A 17,629-nucleotide genomic window follows, 5' to 3' on the forward strand; every position below is an offset into this window, starting at 1 on the left:
TCTGATGTGCGCGGCTTATGGTGCGATCATATACTTAGGCAATGCGTTTACCGGGGTGTAGAGCACCAGCTGTTTCTGATCGGCGTTGTTCTGCAATACGATGATCACTTCGTCATTCCGTTTGAATGTGCGGGAGGGCACTACCAATACCAGGTCCTGATCCTCTTTCTTATCTACCCTTGCAGGCGCTTTCTTGTATAAGACCGGCATGGTATACAGGCGGTCTGCCGCTTTGCTGTCCTTATACATCATGGTAGCTTTTACCAGGTTGTAGGGCTGCTGGGAGCGGTTCCTTAATTTGTAACAGAAGTACACCAGGTTATTCAGTGTCATCGCGTTTGAGAAGCTGAGCGAGATGCCACCTGTTTTTGTTTCGTATTGGTGGTTGATCCGTTTTTGCTTACCAAAATCCTCTGCTATTTTACCAACGGTGAAGGTATCTATTTCAGGATGGGCGGCTGCAGCTTCCTCATCTGTTACCACCGGGATCTGTTCTCCGTCGCTGCCTTTAACAACAGCGGTTTCCGGGGCGTTACCGGCGCCCTTCTCTGCGCCTTCTTTACCTGACAGCGTGTATTTCAGTTGCGTCAGGTCTACTTTATCCCGGTAGGCCAGGATAAGGTAGTGGATATTGCCACCTTCCCTTACAATGAGGTTGGTGGTTCTGGGCATTGGCGCCGTTGGCCTGATAAATACCAGGTTACCGTCTACAATGCGGTAGTCATAATCAGCATTCTTACCGTCACCTATCTGGAAGGTGCTCACCGCAGCATCACAGCTGATCAGTGTAGCTGCCCCCCTGGTCGTTAATATTGTATCTACGGATGATCTTGTTTGTGCAATTGAATGCCGGGTGTTGGCTACCAGCCAAGCGCACATACATAGGCCCGCTATCACATGCCCTGTTCTTGTCATGCTTTTTAAAATAATTATTAACACAGGTATGGAATTGATTAACTGATGTGCAAATATGCGGATGCGCAAATGAATATTATCTGCACATCTCCATATTTGCACATCTGCACATTTATGTTATTGTTTGTCCTGTTCGTATTCAGTTTCCCATTCATTCACATCTTCGCCTTTATGGCCTTCCATTTTGATCAGGAAGTTCTTGGCCGGGAAATAGGGTTTGAGGTGAATATCGAGGTGAATACGGTCTTTCTGTATCGGGTCTTGTTCAAAGCGGCGGACGTTGAAATCCTCTATCAGCTTATCCGGCCCTGTGATACTGTCGAGGAAGCGGATGATCTGTTTCATGAGGTCTTTCCGGGTGTTGGCATTGAAGTTCTCAAATGCGCGACGGTTCAGGAAGTCCATCAGTACTTTGGTGACATAGTCGAACACGCGGACAACGGAGTAGGTTTGCAAGCCGATGTTATCTCCATTGAACAGGGTTTTGGCGCTGAAGGCCATTACTTTACCATACTCTTTTACCATGGGAACAAGGCCCAGTTTTTCGAGGCTGGCTATTTCGCTCTTTTTCAGTTCGAATTTTACGCCGTCCACCTCATTCATGCCGCCGAATTTTTTACCGGCGGTGACCTGGGACATGAGGGTCTTATAGATCTTACCTGCCAGTGCGCCGGAAGGCGGTATGTAAAGATTATCGTCCTCTCCTACTTCATCAAACTTGCCGCGGCCTACCAGCCAGTTACAGGCCATGATCACATTGGAGCGGTGTATTTCTCCGCCGGTGAGATTGGCTTGCTCAAACATCTCCATTACGTCGTCGGGCGCATCGAGGTGGGAGAAGTCGGTGATGAGCATCACTTTATTGTTGTGCGCTATCTTCGCCCATTTTTCCAGCACTTTATTGGAGCCCAGGTAGCCCGGTATCACCAGCAGGCTGTAGTTGCCACGGAGGTCCAGCCTGTCATAGTTCTGAACGATCTCCTGGTTGATGGCGTCTATGAAGCGGGTATTATCCAGGTCTTTCAGCTGATCCAGCTCAACGTTGATAAAGGCTACATTCTTTACCTTGTCTGATTCTGTGTTCTTGAAGAAGAGGGCAACGTTACGGTAAGACTGTTCCAGTTCCCTGGTGGCTTCTACTGCTTCAGCGAGGTTGGCGTTCAGTACTTTTTCTGCCTGCTCTGCGTGTTCAGCGCAGTAGTTCACCATGTCTGTAAGCTCGGCGTTGCCTGACAACACCTCTTCCCAGATCTTCAGTGATTTGCGGAGGTCATCACGTTCGTCTTTTTTATTGGCCTCTGTGAGGAATATATTACGTCTTGCTTTACGTTCGGGATTGAGGTTCTGGGTGCCATCAATAGATGCTTCCAGCAGGTCAAATCCCCCGTATTTTGCCAGTGCAGCAATACTTTGTTCAAGGGATTGTTCCTGCGGTTGTGATGCAGGTTGACCGGCAGTTTGCAGATCCTGCTGCTGGTTTTTTTGTAATTCTGCCATAAAGAATGAATTATTCAATTACGAATTATCAAGGATGTGATGCGTTATTTGTTTGCGTCGAGGTCTTTTAACATTCCCCTTATTGCGCTCAACAGGGCCTGTCTTGCAGACGGATCTGCCAGTGCGGTTTTCAGGATCTTGTTCGTCTTCAGGTGTTTCATGATCTTGAGGAACTGCTCTTTCTCTGCTGCGAGGTCGTCGAGGAAGGGGCTCTGTGCGGTAATACCTTTTACGCCAAAGTCGCCCAGGTTATGAAACCGTAACATTTCGGGCACGGTGCGGCCTTCTGCATCATGAAAGGTGACCGGTACTGCGGGTTTGTAGTTTTCAAAAACATCTTCTACCGAGGTTAAACCTTGTACTATTTCGGGCTTAACGGGTGTTTGCTGGGTTAACTTTTCAGCAAACAGGGTACGGTTATGAGATATTTCAATAATGGCCTCATTGGCGTCGAGCTTCACCTCGTTACCGCCAATTCCGTAATTATCATTCATAAGAAACGGTTTTAATTATTGATGGTTACCCTTATTACAATTTAATCAATTTATCTAAAATAGTTGTCAGTTCACAGTTGTCAGTTGACAGTCGTTAGTCGTTAGCATTGAAAGTAATCACTGACAACTGTCAACTAACAACTGACCACTTTAATTCCCCCTGTTCATCCAGATCCAGTGACACCTCCATATTTTTTTGTAATGTCCCTTCTATGATCATCCGTGACAGTGGTTTGCGCAGGCGACTGCGGATCACCTCTTTCAGGGGCCGCGCCCCATATTGTGGAGAGTAGCCCAGTGCAGCCAGGTGCGCACGTGCAGCGTCGGATACCTGGAAGCTGATCTGTTGTTGTCCGAGCATTTGCAGCAGGTGCTGCAGGTGGATGTCAAATATCTTTACTACACTCTCCTGTTGTATGGGCCCGAAAGGCACTATCTCGGTAAGGCGGCCCAGGAATTCGGGCCTGAAATAGCGGGCCATGATCTCCATCAGCTGTTGCGCCGGAGGGATCACACCATCCCGGAAGGATTGTGCGATATGATCACTCCCTATGTTAGAGGTGAACAGGATGAGCGCATTGGAAAAATCGCCGGTCTTACCCAGGCGGTCATGCAGCTTTCCTTCATCCATGATCTGCAGGAAAATATCAAATACAGACGGGTGGGCCTTTTCTATCTCATCAAACAATACTACTGCGTAGGGTTGCTGCCGTATCTTATTTACCAGCAGGCCTCCTTCTTCATAACCTACATAACCCGGAGGAGCGCCGTACAGGAGGGCTGCAGAATGCTCTTCCTTGAACTCGGACATATCAAAGCGGATCATGCAGCGCTCATCCTGGAACAAGAAGTCTGCCAAAGATTTCGCCAGCTCCGTTTTCCCGGTACCGGTAGGACCCAGGAAAAAGAATGAGCCAATGGGCTGACCGGGCCTGCTTAACCCGGAGCGCCATTCGAGAATGGCCTCCGCCACTGTTTTCAATGCATGGTCCTGCCCTACCACGCGTCTGCGCAAGTGAACATCCATATTTACGAGACGTTCTCTTTCCTGGGATCGGATCTTACCCAGCGGGATGCCGGTTGCTTCTGCTATGATGGTAGCGAGATCAAGCGGTGTGACCTCGTCCTGGTGCGTGGAAGCTAGTGATTGTAATTGCGCCAACACATCTTGTAGCGTCTTCTTCAGCGCGATGGTATCTTCTATTTTGTATAGATCTGCGGGATCCTGGAGGCGGCTGGTCAGTAAGGCACTCAGGCGCTGCATTAACTGCTGGTGCAGCCATAAGAGCTCCTGGTGCGCAGCGGGTGTTGCTGTTTCAATGGCATCTAGCTCCTGCTGTAACTGATCCAATACCTGTTTGCCGGTATCCTGCAATGTGCGGATAGCCGCCATGGTACGATCCAGGAGGTTAATGGCGCTGTCTGGCAGGCTGCGTTCCTTGAGGTAACGGCGGGCAAGGCGGATAGCCTCCTGCGTTACCGGGGGGGCTGTCTTCAGGCGGTAATAAGTTTCGTAAGCGGGGATAACAACCTGGATCATACGTTGTGCGAGCGCTTCGTCGGGCTCGGACAATGATATGGTCTCAAAGCAATGGCGTAGCAGGCTGTCTGGCTCAATGAGTTTGCGGAAGCCTTCCGGTGTACTGCTGCCTATGACAATGATCTCTTCTTTTCCGATGGCAGCCTTTAATATATTGGCGATACCGCCGCCGCCGGAGCCGGATTGCTTATCCAGCAGGGTATGCAGATTATCGATGAAGAGGATATGCCTGCCATTCTGTTTCAGTTGTTGAATGATCTGCAGCAGGCGGTCTTCCAGTTCATTCTTATAAGCAGCCCCGGCAATAAAAGCGCCATAATCTAATGCATAGATATCTGTTTGCTGCAACAGTAGTGGCACCTGCTTTTGTACGATGGCGCGGGCAAGACCGTTAGTTAATGATGTTTTACCAACGCCGCCCTCTCCTATCACCAGTATGCTGGATCTGCCTTTGCGTGTAAGGATCTCCGTCATCATACGGATCTCTGCATCGCGCCCTACCAGTGCATGCTGTTCTTCCAGCCGCCGGGGATCGGTGAGGCGATATATATATTTCAGGTTGAATGGTGTAAGCGGAGATGAGCTGTGCTGACCATTTGCAGCGGCTTGTTTTACTTTACCGTTATTATAGCGGGCCAGTAATTGTTCGCGGGTAAAAGGAAATGTTTTCAGCTGCTCATATGAAAATCCGACACCGGGTGTACTGATGGCGATGAGCAGGCACCAGGCGTCTGTTGCATCCTGGTTGAGCTCAAGGCGGATGGCATCTGCTTCGTGTAATACTGTGGCAGCCTGTTGGTCAGGTGTGGGCTCATCCGGCAGGCGCGGTGACCTGGCCAAATTGTCCAGACGCACATCTGCCCACTCTTCCATGTAATAGATGTCCAGGTCCATGGATTGTAAGCCGGCGGTCACGCCTACTTCTTTATGCAAACATGCTTTGAGCAGGTGCGCAGAGGTGTATTGCGCATGATGGTACTCTTTTGCTATTGCCTGGGCTATACGTATGGCAGCCTGCACTTCCGTAGTATATGTAGTGTATGTTGCCAGGGTCATTGGATGATATACGGTTTTTCTAACTAATGATTGAATTGTTCTATTCGAGGTTCCATGCCTGCCGGCGATGGATGGGTCTTTTAATTTACAATGCTTGTATTAAGGCTAAAGATACGCCTAAAATGTATATATTATATTTTCCACCCGGTGAAATAGGCTGTGGTGGCTGCCGGCTATACGACCCGGAAAAACAGTTCCCTTCGATTGCATTTTTCTAGTCAAGGATAAAGTCATCACAAATTATTATCAATCAACGAAGCCAATACATACTTTATAAAAAGTAAAAATTCATTTATTCGTTAATGTTATAACTAATCGGCAAACATCTATTTTGTTAAATTACTTAAATCAGTCATTCCCGTGAGCGTGCTCTTTAAAAAATACAATATGGGATTTCTGAAAATAGTTATTTTCGTATCTGAACCATCATCCATTTACACGACGTTTAAAAAGTACAAAAATGGAAAAACCTTAACCCATCACCCGACACGAATTTGATATCTGTACATTCTAAACCCAACATAATATGTCATTCATTGCAGAACTAGAAATAGACGGACAAACCCTGAACGTGCTGGAGTGCAATTACGGGTTCTCACAAGCTACTGATAACCTCGGCAAACCTTCCGCTATGCCCAGAGGCGGATCCATTTCACTGATACTTGAATCATCCAAGGATACTGATCTTGTACAATGGATGGTTTCACCTGATCAAAAAAAAGGCGGCACCATTACTTTCAAACGGCATGACTTTAACGCCCCCTTACGAACCGTTGAGTTCTCAGATGCCGTTTGCGTACAGTTCCATGAAAGCTTTAATAGTTCAGGCGTAAGCCCTATGGTAACACATATCGTTATTTCTGCAAGGGAAATGAAAATAGGCAGCGTTTCACATGTAAAGAACTGGGGGGAGTAGCTTATGCATCACCTTACTGACCATCACTATTCAATTGCCTGGTTCACCAGGCAATGCCTGGAAAATGCTTTCCGGCAAAAGGAAGGGGAACTTGTGCAAAGCATCGAGTTGAACCAGGAGCTGACGAAGTTCAGGCTGAAGCTGCCTGCATTTTTATATAACGCGGGCTACACCCCTTCTATCATCGCAGCAGGCAGTATCCATATAAAACAACAGGGCCATATTGTTGACATCAACATCGATGCTATTGGCCTGATCAAATATGATATTCAGGCAAACAAAGTGGAAGCGTCATTAAGTGCTCCGGATGAAAAAACGGCAGCAGCCATTCCGGAGATAAAAGCGCAATGGCGAAAACAGCAACAAATTTTTAACCCATCTACAATTACAATACTATGCAAACACCATCTTCCGGCATAGATAAATTCCTGCAGAAGTCCGCTATCAGCATTGAGGGATATAACGGGCCAGTAGAGTTCAAAGAAGTGATCCTTGAGCAGGCAGTTAACAACCATCATTACTTTAGCTTTTTCTGGCGGCCTGGCGGCGTGATCAGCGATATCAACTATCAGCGCCAGATCGTGGAAAGTTATATAGGCAAAAGCCTTTCCATCAGTTTTAACAGTTACCGTTTCCAGGGACTGATCACCAGCATAAGCGTGATAGACGAGGATGGCGCTACCAAAGGTTTCCAGGTGGCCGGTGTAAGCCCTACTATTTTGCTGGATGACGTGCCGCAGAGCACTTCCTATTACCAGAAAAACCTGCAGGCAATTCTGCAGGCTTCCCTGAAAGATGCAGGCAGCGCGGTGAAAACAGAAATGGTGCCTGCCTATAAAAAGCAGATACCTTATTGTGTACAATACAACGAAACTGACTTTGATTTCGTGGCGCGCCTGGCAGCACGTTATGGTGAGTGGATGTATTACGACGGCAGCAAACTGGTAATTGGCGATATACAGAAAAGCGATCTTAAGCTGGATAATAATGTAACGCTGCACAACCTGAAGATCATGGCGTCTGTAAGCCCGCAGCGGGTGAACCTTGTTTCTTATGATGCGCTCACTGCTTCTCCTGTAACCGAAAAAGCACAGCGTGCAGAAATAGGCGGCGATGCGTATATGCGTATATCTGCTTCTGCATCTGACGGTATCTTTTCCGCCGCTTCCAATAAGCAGACCTTTATCAGTCATGGGTACAACCAGGATGAATTGAAGCGCGCCAAAGAACTGCAGACAAAAAAGACGGCCACGGATTTTGTAAAGGTAAGCGGTATAAGCCAGTTACCTGTCGCCCCGGGCCAGCGTATTATCATCGCATCTGATAAAAGCCAGGCTGCTTATATTGTTATCAGCGCCAAACATTATGCTGATACACCCGGTAATTATTACTGCTCATTTGTTGGCGTACCCGGCGACGTGAAAGCGCCGCCCTATAGCAATCCTCATCATGTGCCCAAAGCAGATATGCAGAGCGCTGTTGTTAAGGACAATAACGATCCGGATAAACTGGGCCGGGTAAGGGTGCAATTCTTCTGGCAGCAGCAAGGGGAAATGAGCCCCTGGTTACGCCAGGCATCGCCTGCTGCAGGTGGCGGCACCGGCTTCCACTTTGTACCGGAAGTTGGAGAAGAAGTAGTGGTGGGTTTTGAAGGAGCCAATGCAGAAATGCCCTTTGTATTGGGCAGCAAGTTCAATGGAAAAGCCAAAAGCGGATACGGAGATCCGCAGAATAATGTGAAAGCCATCAAAACCCGCAGTGGTAATACCATTGCGCTGGACGATGCCTCGGGCAGCATTACCGTTACTGACAAGAATGGCAGCCAGATGATGATGGACGGATCAGGCAATATCACGGTATCATCACAGACGCTGGTGACTGTGAAAACAGAAGACAAGATCGTAGTTGACGCACCCAATAAAATAGAGTTCATTTCAAAAGAAGTGCATATAAAGGGTTCAGAGAAAGTGGTCATTGGAGAGGGCCCCGCGCAAATAACGGTAGACAATGTAAACAACAAGATCGAATCTGCTGCAGACAAGATCAAACATACCGCCGATACCCTGCATGAACTGTATTGCCAAGCCAATTTCAAATTTCAAGCCGACCATTGTGAAGGCATTGGCAGCACTAAAATGGATTTCAGCGGTACCAATGTAAAGATGACGGGCAGCACGGCGACCGATATTATAGGAGGAGCTTTGAACCTTAACTGTTAAAATGAACGAACATAATCCGATAGCGCTTGAATTGAATAAGATCCAGCGGGCCTGGTTAAAGGAAGTAAGCGCACAACCCCAGCAGCGTGTAGTACGGATGATCATCAAACCGGAAGAAGCACGTGTATACGAGGGATTCTGCAAACTGGAATCTTCTGCATTTGGCCAGCTGCCGGAAGTATTTGTTACACACCTGACGGCTTTTGAAGATGAGGATACTTTCAGTGCTGCCATCATAAAAGACTGGCTGGAAACCTACGATAACAGCGAGAAGCTGATGGAGGACCTGAAGCAAAAGAACATCTCTTTTCAATGGAACCCACAGGTATACCGCCAGGCGCTTGCCAACAACAAAGGCGAGCCGCTGGACACTACACTCCTGCGTATGCTGGACGATTTCCGGCAGGCATTGCCACAGGACAACAAGGAACTGGTGCTTGTATTGCTACCGCGCCTGGTCAGTGATCAGCGGCATATGAAGCAATGGCTGATCACCCTGCTGAAAAAAGGCATACCTGCAGGCGTAAAGCTGCTGGTATTTGACCATGTAGGTAATGAGCAACTGGCCATACACGAACGGCAATTTCCCGGGCAACTGCATTCCATGCATGTACCCCTCGAGCTGCACAAAGCTATTCAGAAACTGGCCCAAAGCGGTAATCCAAATGACCCGGAAATCGCTTTACGCAAATGCCTGTTTGAAATGGGTAAGGCCCTGCAGGCAAAAGACCTGAAGCTCTTACACGAATGGGGACAAAAAGCCCTTGATTATACGCAAAGAAGCGGGAACAAAGGTTTATTTGCTACCACCCACATCATGTATGCGGGTATGCTCTTCTATTTCAAAAAAGACCCGCTGTTACCCCAGCTGCTGGACCGTGGCATGCGTATCGCCAAACAAGGCGCACAGCAGGGCGATAAGGCCTGCCTGCCGCTCCTGATCCAGTTCTACGGCTATCATGGCGCCTATGCACAGCTGCGCAGGAATTTTAACGATGCCATTGAATGGTTCATTAAACAGGCCCGGATGGCGCAGGAACACCAGTTCAACCAACAGGCAATGAACGGGTGGTACCAGGCAGCAGAGCTATGCAGGCGCAAAGATGCAGGCCGCTATTATACCGTACTGGAAGAAGCCTACCTGTCTGGCCTGAACCTGCAGGATGAGGAGATCAGCACTTCCGTATACATTTACCTGTTACGTGACTACTACGACTATGTACACTCCAAAAAGATCCAGGACAGGATCAATCATATAGATGAAAAAATGAGCCGGCTTTTCGGCGAAAACTGGAAAGAAGAGGTGGACCGTATCCGCAAAACACGTGCTCCATTAATGATGCCACCCCAGACAATGGAGGAAGCCTGAAATTTTTTTTGGAAAATATAATATTGAAAAACAGTGCTTTAGTAAAATATATTCCTACTATTTCTATAGACTATTGGTAGTTGTTATAATTCCCCCGATATTTGCCTCATCAAAAACCAACATCCAAAAAGAAAGCTTATGTCTAACCTTCACAGATATGCGGATTACCTGCCTCTTCCTGTAGCGGACCGGTTCAATGCCCCGACATTCAAGCGCAACAAAATAGCCCCGCTGAGTACGGGTAATGTTATACCGGAAGCCAGCCTGCCGCGCACGCAGTTTATCAGCACTACCACATTGCTGCAAGACGCCGGTGATCAGACTGATATCCGCAGCCTGGTATCCCGCCCGCTGGTGGTGGCATTCATATCACTGCACTGGAATGGTTATGCAGAAAGGCTTTTACAGGACCTGTACTCGCTGTATGCTGATATCCGTATTATGGGCGGTGAACTGCTGGTGATCAGCGATGAGGACAGCAGCGGGTTTGGTTCACTTACGCAAAAACAAGCGGCGCCTTTCAGCACCGTATGGGACAGGCAGCATAAGATCGCTACCCAATTTGGCATCTATTCTTCTTCAGATCCTATCTGGGACAGGATATCAGGCATTAATGCAGATGTCCCTGTTCCCGCTGTATATGTGCTGGACCCTTCAGGTAAGATCGTATTTGACCAGGTGGACCATTATTTTGAAAAGCGTATACCGCCGCGTGAACTTCTGTCTGCCGTTTACGATGCTGCTTCACAGCGGGGGAAAGCAGCCTAAAAAAAGTAAAAAAGCAAAAGTAAAAAAGCAAAAGAAGGCGCGGATGATCTCCGTGCTTTTTTCTTTTTTACTTTTGCTTTTATATTTTAGTAACTCATAGTTCTATGAATAACCCTCACCATCCTGAAAAGAACTCCGACACCGCATCCTGGAGCCAGGTGATATTGTCTGTGGCTGTTGCAATCGTTGGCTTTGGATTTGCCGTATTCCGCTATTTACAGTTCTCCGGCGTCGCAGCAGATCTGCGACTGAGCCGTATTGAGCGGCCTATTTACCGGCTGACCGGCAAATGGGGCATCATCGCAGTATTCATCCTGATGGGCCTTACAGGTGTTTACTACGCCATCAGGTATTATAAGCTGCTGAAGAAATAAGATGCATTAACGTGCTCCGGCTATTTGTACTACCGGCGGGTGGGCCAGATCATTCCATAGCGCGTCTGCCTCTGCTGGTGTGATATCGTTGTTATATACCAGTATGCGATATTTAAGCGTATACTCCTTACCGTAAGTAAGCAACCAGGGCTTCATTTTAGTAGGGCTGAAATTGATGAACAGCTCTCCCCTCTCCATATTTTCACCCCATACCCTTACTGGTTCGGGTGCATCAAAATTTTCCGGGTAACATAATACCAGCATGCCTGCACGGCCTTTGCCTGTTTGGCCGGTAACCTTTATCCAGCGGGCGCGGGTACTGTCGGCATCCTTGCGGGTGCGCCCTTCGGAAGTTAGCACCTGGCTGGTGGCGGTTGTCCATTCTGTAGTAGCCCTGAAGCCGAAGCCCCCACCGTAGCGGTATTGCAGCAGGAGCAAGGGACTGTTGCCTGCACAGCTTAAGGTAGAGGTGAAGTCCCACAAACGGCGGGCGCCGTTTGCCTGTGCGGGATACGCACGTACGTCCCACACTTCGTTCACGGCTACCTTCTCCGGCGCCTGGCCATTCAGTACCACATGTTCCTGCAAGGCTTTAAAGCCTCCCCATACCGGGCCTTCGTTCTTAGAGAGAAAGCCGGTAAACCGTACCGTGCCTTCTTTTTTATACAGGTTCCAGAAGTCTATTTCGCGGCCTTCAAACTCCGTATGTGTCCAGGGATTCCAGATGCCCACATGGTGCCAGTGATCTTTGGGGTGAATATTGGTCAACACGGCGCCGTTAGGCGCCCATAAAGGGTGTATAAAGCCGCTGCGTTTATATGCGCTGTCTATACCTGCGGGCGGGTATACCGTGGCATAGTTGTATTGCAGAATAGGCTGGTTGCCTTCCTGTAGTACCAGGGTGCCTTGTTTATCTGCCGCCTGGATCAGGGAAGCATCCGTGCGGGTGTTATTATCAGCCTGTACCAGTTCAAAAGTTCTTTGTGTTCCGGCTGCGGTAACACCGGAGAGGATCCACCACAGCCTGCGGGTGTAACCCTGTTCTACCTGGAAGGGCACGTTGATACGCTGCGAGCCTTTTATCTCTACCAGCGTAAAGGCCGAATCCGGCAGAGCCGTTAGTCCTTCCAGGGCAAAAGATATGGGGGTGTTCTCTCTTTTAAAAGCACCGGCCTCCACTACTATACGGGCCAATCGCTGCGCATGGGTTGTAAGCATATCAACAAAAAGGAAATTGAGGAGCAGTAATGTGCTGACAAATAGTTTTTTCATCCGTGGATATTTTATCTTTTTCAGGCTAAGCCGGGTTCTAAATACGAAGTCCTTTAAAAATAGGCAATCCGGGGCGGCTATGCAAGCATAAAATAGCGTAACTTAGGATAGTAACCCATGAAAGCACTGCATCATAGCAAACATTCACCGGAGTACCTTGAATTAACAGGAAAGCTGGAATTACGGACCTTTTATGCCAATACCAAACGTAGTTTCAGCGGTATTTACCTGGTTACTGAAAAGGCAGCTTACCTGATACGGCCGGCCCACCTGCCTGCTGACGGGAATAATCCCCTGCAGGCCTTATTAGGAAAGGTGATCACGGCTACAGGACAGTTGAAGAACGAGGTGTTCCTGGCACAACAGTTTGTAATTAACAATGAATAATGAATAATTAATAATAATGGCTATTCAAGTATACTGCCTGATGCTTGTTTTAAGACTATTAATTATTCGCTATTAATTATTAATTAAAACGGCGCCGGTGCCTGGCCTGTCAGCATAAATAATACGCCCATCCACGATCTTAACGCCATCTGAAGTGTCTTCTGCAAGCAGCAGCGGCCCATCCATATCTACATAGTCCAGGTAAGGCAGCAGGTGCGCTACTGCGGAAGTACCTACGGTACTTTCATTCATGCTGCCGGTCATCACTTTCATCCCTAAACGCTTTGCAGCGGCGATCATTCTGCGGGCGGGCGTAATGCCGCCACATTTGGTCAGCTTGATATTAATGCCGTGAAAATAGCCGTAACAACGCTCAACATCTGCTTCCACAATACAGCTTTCATCGGCTATCAGGGGCAGGGCTGAGCGTTCATGCAGCTGTTTCATGCCTTCCCAGTCGGCGGCAGGCATCGGCTGTTCGATGAACTCTACGCCCAGTTCGCGGAAGGCAGCGGCATTGCGCAGGGTTTCATCTACGCCCCAGGCGCAGTTGGCGTCTACGCGGAATATGGCGGCGGTATGCTGGCGCAGCTCTTTGATAATAGCAATATCATCGCGCGTGCCCAGTTTTATCTTATAGATGGGCCAGGGAAATTCTTTGAGCTTTTTCACCATATTGTCGATGGTGTCTATGCCGATGGTGTAGTCTGTAAGGGGGTTATGGCTGATATCAAGGCCCCATACTTCATAGAGCTTCTTTCCCTGCATTTTCGCGTAGAGGTCGTGTGCGGCGAGGTCGAGTGCGCAGAGGGCAAACATATTATCTGCCAGTAAGGGATACAGTTTTTCCCAGAAGGCTTCCGGGGTATCCAGCGTATAGGCTTCTATTGTGCTGCGGTGTTGATTAATGGCTTCCATGAGCCGGGGCACGGTCATGTTATAGTAGGAGTTATCCGCAGTTTCGCCCAGGCCGCTATAACCGTTCTGCCGAAGTTCTGCTACCAGTAAAGGCTGTACGTCCTTTGACTTGCGGGAGATTGTAAAGGTGTGCCTGAATTTGAGTTCAAAAGGGTATAGTACTAATTCCATGTTAACAAAGTAAAAAATTAAAAAGAAAAAATAAAAAAAGGACGCGAAGATCATCCGCGCCCTTTTTCTATTTTTTACTTCTTATTTTTTACTTCACTTCTTCGAACTCTGCGTCGGTTACTCCACCTTCGCCTGCGTTACCACTACCCTGTCCCTGAGGCTGGCCTTGTGCCTGTTCGCCATTGGGTTGAGCAGCGCCCTGGGTTGCTTTGTACATCTCTTCAGATGCAGCGGTCCAGGCAGCGTTCAGTTCTGCTACACCAGCATCGATCTGGGCAACGTCCTGTGCTTTATGTGCTTCTTTCAATTTGTTGAGTGCAGTTTCGATAGTGGCTTTCTTGTCGGCAGAGAGTTTGTCGCCATATTCCTTCAGCTGTTTTTCTGTCTGGAATACGAGGCTGTCTGCCTGGTTCACCTTTTCTATCTTTTCGCGTTGTTCCTTATCTGCAGCTTCGTTAGCCTTGGCTTCTGCCTTCATCTTTTCTATCTCGTCTTTGTTAAGACCGCTACCCGCTTCGATACGGATGTTCTGGGTCTTACCGGTGCCTTTATCCTTCGCTGTTACGTGCAGGATACCGTTGGCATCGATGTCGAAGATTACTTCGATCTGCGGAATACCGCGGGGCGCCGGCGGAATGTCTCCCAGCATGAAGCGGCCGAGGGAACGGTTCTGAGAAGCCAGGGGCCTTTCACCCTGCAGCACATGTATTTCTACGCTGGGCTGGTTATCAGCGGCGGTAGAGAATGTTTCAGATTTCTTGGTAGGAATGGTGGTATTTGCTTCTATCAGCTTGGTGAACACACCACCCATTGTTTCGATACCCAGTGAAAGAGGTGTTACATCCAGCAGCAGTACGTCTTTTACTTCACCGGTCAGTACACCACCCTGGATAGCGGCGCCGATGGCCACTACTTCATCGGGGTTTACGCCCCTGTTGGGTTTCTTGCCAAAGAACTTTTCTACCACTTCCTGGATCTTGGGGATACGGGTAGAACCACCTACCAGGATCACCTCGTTAATCTCGGAGGTGCTTAAGCCTGCGTCCTGGAGGGCTTTACGGCAGGGCTCGAGGGTTCTTTCCACCAGGCTGTCGCTCAGCTGCTCAAATTTAGCGCGCGTCAGCTTTTTCACCAGGTGTTTGGGTACGCCATCCACTGCGGTGATATAAGGCAGATTGATCTCTGTTTCGGAGGAAGAAGAAAGCTCGATCTTGGCTTTTTCAGCGGCTTCTTTCAGACGCTGCCATGCCATCGGGTCTTTATGGAGGTCAACAGCTTCGTCCTTTTTGAACTCATCTGCCAGCCAGTCCATGATCACCTTATCGAAGTCGTCACCACCCAGGTGGGTATCACCGTTGGTAGATTTCACTTCAAACACGCCATCACCCAGTTCGAGGATAGAGATATCGAAGGTACCACCACCGAGGTCGAATACGGCGATCTTGCTGTCATGATGCTTTTTATCCAATCCGTAAGCCAGTGCAGCTGCGGTAGGCTCGTTAATGATACGGCGCACATTCAGACCGGCGATCTCACCGGCTTCTTTGGTTGCCTGGCGCTGTGCATCATTAAAGTAAGCGGGTACCGTGATCACGGCTTCATTCACTTCCTGGCCCAGGTAATCTTCTGCTGTTTTCTTCATTTTCTGAAGGATCATGGCAGAGATCTCCTGCGGCGTATACAGCCTGCCATCTATATCTATACGGGTGGTGTTGTTATCTCCTTTAGCCACTTTGTAGCTCCAGTGGGGTATTTCATTGCTCAGCTCATCATAGCGGCGGCCCATGAAACGCTTCACTGACATGATGGTGTTGATAGGGTTGGTGATAGCCTGGCGTTTTGCCGGATCGCCTACCTTTCTTTCTCCATTCTTTAAGAATGCCACTACGGAAGGGGTCGTACGGCGGCCCTCATCGTTGGCAATTACTACCGGCTCGTTGCCTTCCATTACGGCCACACATGAGTTGGTAGTACCTAAGTCTATACCTATTATTTTTCCCATAGTAATTAAGATTCTCCTTTAGTTGTAGATTCTCGAGTATTTGCTAATGATTTGTCAATGATTATGCCAAGCAAAAATTTATGCAAATATGTCAGTTTCATGAACCAGGACTGCTATTATTTGTTATCGATAACAGAATCATCCTCTGCCCATGTGGGCGGATAACCGTATTGGTAACTTAACCTTTAAGTTCATGAAAAAAACCTTCCTATTATGGGCTACCGGCACGCTGGCCCTCGCAGCGCCCCTGAGCACTTCAGCCCAAACATCAAACAGTAGCAGCGCTTCACCGGGTATTTTTAACGGCCCCAAGGACTTCAAGACCTGGTCCATAGGCGTAAACGGGGGATTACTGACACCTGTAGCGCCGATCGGCGGGCAAAATGATTTCACTAAGTGGAAAGCCTCAGCTGGTTACGGCGCTTATGTAAAATGGCAAATGCTCCATGCCCTGGGCATCAGAGCAGATTATATCGGCGGCAAATTAAAGGCTGACAATTCGAAAGAGTTTGGCAATGACCAAAAACCGGCCCGAAGATTTGATTCGTATGAAACAAAGCTGAAATGGTCTGCCAGCCTCAGCGCCGTAGTAAATGTAGCTACCATTAACTGGCTGTACAAGCAGAACTTTGTACAAATCTATGTTTCAGCCGGGGCAGGTCTGGCCGGTTATAATCCTGAGCTGCAAACCGGCAGTACCAAGATAGATTATAAGCCAGACGGCACCATTAAGGAACTTATCATTCCCGTGGGCGCGGGTCTTAAGTTCAAACTGTCAGAACTGGTGAACCTTGACCTGGGTTATACCATGCATTTCCTGGATGGGGATAATCTGGATGGCTATTACTATGGCAGTAGTCATGACAAATACTCCTACGGTTATGCAGGCCTGGAATTCAGCCTGGGGCCCAGCAATAAACGTCAGCTGGCCTGGCACAATCCTGCCAAGGTAATGTATGATGAGCTGGCAGCGCAAAAGACAGCCCTGCAACAGGAGCTGGAAAGCACCCGCAGCACCAACGCCCGTCTGAGCGCCGATATGGACAAGGTGCTAAAAGATACCGATGGCGACGGGGTATCTGACTTCTTCGATAAATGCCCGGGTACGGCGCAGGGTGTTAAAGTGGATGGCGGAGGCTGTGACCTGCCGAGGGATACTACTCCTCCCAAGACCGTTGTGCAACAGGTAACGGAAGAAGACCGGCGGCTGGTGCGTGAGGCCATCCAGAACCTGGAATTCGCTACCGGAAAAGCCAGCATCAAGCCCAGCTCCTTCCCTTCCCTGAACCGGGTGGCAGAGCTGCTGAAAAACAAAAATTTCAGCCTGAAACTAGCCGGGCATACGGATAATGTGGGCAAAGACGATAACAATATGCGCCTGTCAAAAGACAGGGCTGAATCTGTGAAGCAGTACCTGGTTAGCCAGGGCGCCAATCCGTCCAGGATAGAGGCGACCGGTTATGGAGAAACCCAGCCTATAGCCAGCAATAAGACAGCGGCCGGGCGACAGAAGAACCGGAGGGTCGAGTTTACGCTCTACTAAGCTTTTACTAAGCTTGCATGCGCTTTTACCTAAGCTTGTATGCGCTTTTAGTGTAGGGTTTACTAAGGTTTCACTAAGCTCTCCCTAAGAAAAGACTAAGAGTTGACCAGGGAAAGACGAGGAAACCACGTACATGTATATAAAGGGGCACTCCTGTCAGGAGTGCCCTTTTTTCTCCACCAGACAAA

The 17,629-nt window shown here is 48.6% G+C and carries 15 protein-coding genes; 8 read left to right on the forward strand and 7 right to left on the reverse strand.

The genetic code is table 11. The annotated features are described in order from the left end of the window. Positions 1-15: 15 nt before the first annotated feature. The 4 genes from ACR9Y8_RS09020 to ACR9Y8_RS09035 form a co-directional block, all read right to left on the reverse strand. Complete coding sequence (locus tag ACR9Y8_RS09020; protein WP_481212923.1) at positions 16-915, reverse strand: hypothetical protein; 900 nt, start codon at positions 913-915, stop codon at positions 16-18. Between the two features lie 117 nt (positions 916-1,032). Further along, a complete protein-coding gene (locus ACR9Y8_RS09025) occupies positions 1,033-2,412 on the reverse strand; it encodes a DUF5458 family protein (protein WP_481212924.1) in 1,380 nt (459 codons plus the stop codon). 44 nt (positions 2,413-2,456) lie between these two features. Then, positions 2,457-2,906: a hypothetical protein gene (locus ACR9Y8_RS09030; RefSeq protein ID WP_481212925.1), complete on the reverse strand. Its 450-nt coding sequence runs from the start codon at positions 2,904-2,906 to the stop codon at positions 2,457-2,459. Between the two features lie 130 nt (positions 2,907-3,036). After that, a complete protein-coding gene (locus ACR9Y8_RS09035; RefSeq protein ID WP_481212926.1) occupies positions 3,037-5,502 on the reverse strand; it encodes an AAA family ATPase in 2,466 nt (821 codons plus the stop codon). A 526-nt stretch (positions 5,503-6,028) separates the two neighbouring features. Here ACR9Y8_RS09035 and tssD point away from each other — a divergent pair. From tssD to ACR9Y8_RS09065, 6 genes are all read left to right on the forward strand, one after another. After that, entirely contained in the window at positions 6,029-6,418 is a 390-nt protein-coding gene (tssD, locus tag ACR9Y8_RS09040) for a type VI secretion system tube protein TssD (protein ID WP_481212927.1), read from the forward strand. A 3-nt stretch (positions 6,419-6,421) separates the two neighbouring features. Beyond that, positions 6,422-6,838, forward strand: coding sequence for a hypothetical protein (locus ACR9Y8_RS09045; RefSeq protein ID WP_481212928.1), 417 nt, complete (start codon positions 6,422-6,424; stop codon positions 6,836-6,838). Then, on the forward strand, positions 6,814-8,637 hold the full coding sequence (locus ACR9Y8_RS09050) for a type VI secretion system Vgr family protein (protein ID WP_481212929.1): 1,824 nt from the start codon (positions 6,814-6,816) through the stop codon (positions 8,635-8,637). The genes ACR9Y8_RS09045 and ACR9Y8_RS09050 overlap by 25 nt, the downstream gene beginning before the upstream one ends. A 1-nt stretch (position 8,638) precedes the next feature. Further along, entirely contained in the window at positions 8,639-10,006 is a 1,368-nt protein-coding gene (locus tag ACR9Y8_RS09055) for a hypothetical protein (RefSeq protein ID WP_481212930.1), read from the forward strand. A gap of 138 nt (positions 10,007-10,144) precedes the next feature. After that, entirely contained in the window at positions 10,145-10,774 is a 630-nt protein-coding gene (locus ACR9Y8_RS09060; RefSeq protein WP_481212931.1) for a redoxin domain-containing protein, read from the forward strand. Positions 10,775-10,878: 104 nt separating this feature from the next. Further along, a complete protein-coding gene (locus ACR9Y8_RS09065; protein WP_481212932.1) occupies positions 10,879-11,148 on the forward strand; it encodes a hypothetical protein in 270 nt (89 codons plus the stop codon). A 6-nt stretch (positions 11,149-11,154) separates the two neighbouring features. On the opposite strand, the gene ACR9Y8_RS09070 is transcribed toward ACR9Y8_RS09065, so the two are convergent. Next, the gene (locus ACR9Y8_RS09070) at positions 11,155-12,420 is read right to left on the reverse strand and encodes a DUF6807 domain-containing protein (protein WP_481212933.1); all 1,266 of its coding nucleotides are present in this window, start codon (positions 12,418-12,420) and stop codon (positions 11,155-11,157) included. A 117-nt stretch (positions 12,421-12,537) separates the two neighbouring features. Between ACR9Y8_RS09070 and ACR9Y8_RS09075 the strand changes: the two genes are divergently transcribed. Continuing rightward, entirely contained in the window at positions 12,538-12,807 is a 270-nt protein-coding gene (locus ACR9Y8_RS09075; RefSeq protein ID WP_481212934.1) for a hypothetical protein, read from the forward strand. Positions 12,808-12,879: 72 nt separating this feature from the next. On the opposite strand, the gene ACR9Y8_RS09080 is transcribed toward ACR9Y8_RS09075, so the two are convergent. Together ACR9Y8_RS09080 and dnaK are read right to left on the reverse strand one after the other, a co-directional pair. Next, the gene (locus tag ACR9Y8_RS09080; RefSeq protein ID WP_481212935.1) at positions 12,880-13,896 is read right to left on the reverse strand and encodes a dipeptide epimerase; all 1,017 of its coding nucleotides are present in this window, start codon (positions 13,894-13,896) and stop codon (positions 12,880-12,882) included. Between the two features lie 88 nt (positions 13,897-13,984). Next, the gene (gene dnaK / locus ACR9Y8_RS09085) at positions 13,985-15,898 is read right to left on the reverse strand and encodes a molecular chaperone DnaK (protein ID WP_481212936.1); all 1,914 of its coding nucleotides are present in this window, start codon (positions 15,896-15,898) and stop codon (positions 13,985-13,987) included. A gap of 193 nt (positions 15,899-16,091) precedes the next feature. Here dnaK and ACR9Y8_RS09090 point away from each other — a divergent pair, with 193 nt between their 5' ends. Continuing rightward, positions 16,092-17,441 (forward strand): OmpA family protein, encoded by a 1,350-nt coding sequence (locus ACR9Y8_RS09090; RefSeq protein ID WP_481212937.1) that lies wholly within the window; start codon positions 16,092-16,094, stop codon positions 17,439-17,441. Positions 17,442-17,629: the final 188 nt, after the last annotated feature.

The organism is Chitinophaga sp. SVR4-12A (assembly GCF_056754765.1).

Coding starts and splice junctions, on each gene's coding strand:
- dnaK (WP_481212936.1), bottom strand. CDS start 15,898: ATGGGAAAAATAATAGGTATAGACTTAGGTACTACCAACTCATGTGTG.
- ACR9Y8_RS09050 (WP_481212929.1), top strand. CDS start 6,814: ATGCAAACACCATCTTCCGGCATAGATAAATTCCTGCAGAAGTCCGCT.
- ACR9Y8_RS09090 (WP_481212937.1), top strand. CDS start 16,092: ATGAAAAAAACCTTCCTATTATGGGCTACCGGCACGCTGGCCCTCGCA.
- ACR9Y8_RS09020 (WP_481212923.1), bottom strand. CDS start 915: ATGACAAGAACAGGGCATGTGATAGCGGGCCTATGTATGTGCGCTTGG.
- ACR9Y8_RS09055 (WP_481212930.1), top strand. CDS start 8,639: ATGAACGAACATAATCCGATAGCGCTTGAATTGAATAAGATCCAGCGG.
- ACR9Y8_RS09035 (WP_481212926.1), bottom strand. CDS start 5,502: ATGACCCTGGCAACATACACTACATATACTACGGAAGTGCAGGCTGCC.
- tssD (WP_481212927.1), top strand. CDS start 6,029: ATGTCATTCATTGCAGAACTAGAAATAGACGGACAAACCCTGAACGTG.
- ACR9Y8_RS09060 (WP_481212931.1), top strand. CDS start 10,145: ATGTCTAACCTTCACAGATATGCGGATTACCTGCCTCTTCCTGTAGCG.
- ACR9Y8_RS09065 (WP_481212932.1), top strand. CDS start 10,879: ATGAATAACCCTCACCATCCTGAAAAGAACTCCGACACCGCATCCTGG.
- ACR9Y8_RS09045 (WP_481212928.1), top strand. CDS start 6,422: ATGCATCACCTTACTGACCATCACTATTCAATTGCCTGGTTCACCAGG.
- ACR9Y8_RS09080 (WP_481212935.1), bottom strand. CDS start 13,896: ATGGAATTAGTACTATACCCTTTTGAACTCAAATTCAGGCACACCTTT.
- ACR9Y8_RS09030 (WP_481212925.1), bottom strand. CDS start 2,906: ATGAATGATAATTACGGAATTGGCGGTAACGAGGTGAAGCTCGACGCC.
- ACR9Y8_RS09075 (WP_481212934.1), top strand. CDS start 12,538: ATGAAAGCACTGCATCATAGCAAACATTCACCGGAGTACCTTGAATTA.
- ACR9Y8_RS09025 (WP_481212924.1), bottom strand. CDS start 2,412: ATGGCAGAATTACAAAAAAACCAGCAGCAGGATCTGCAAACTGCCGGT.
- ACR9Y8_RS09070 (WP_481212933.1), bottom strand. CDS start 12,420: ATGAAAAAACTATTTGTCAGCACATTACTGCTCCTCAATTTCCTTTTT.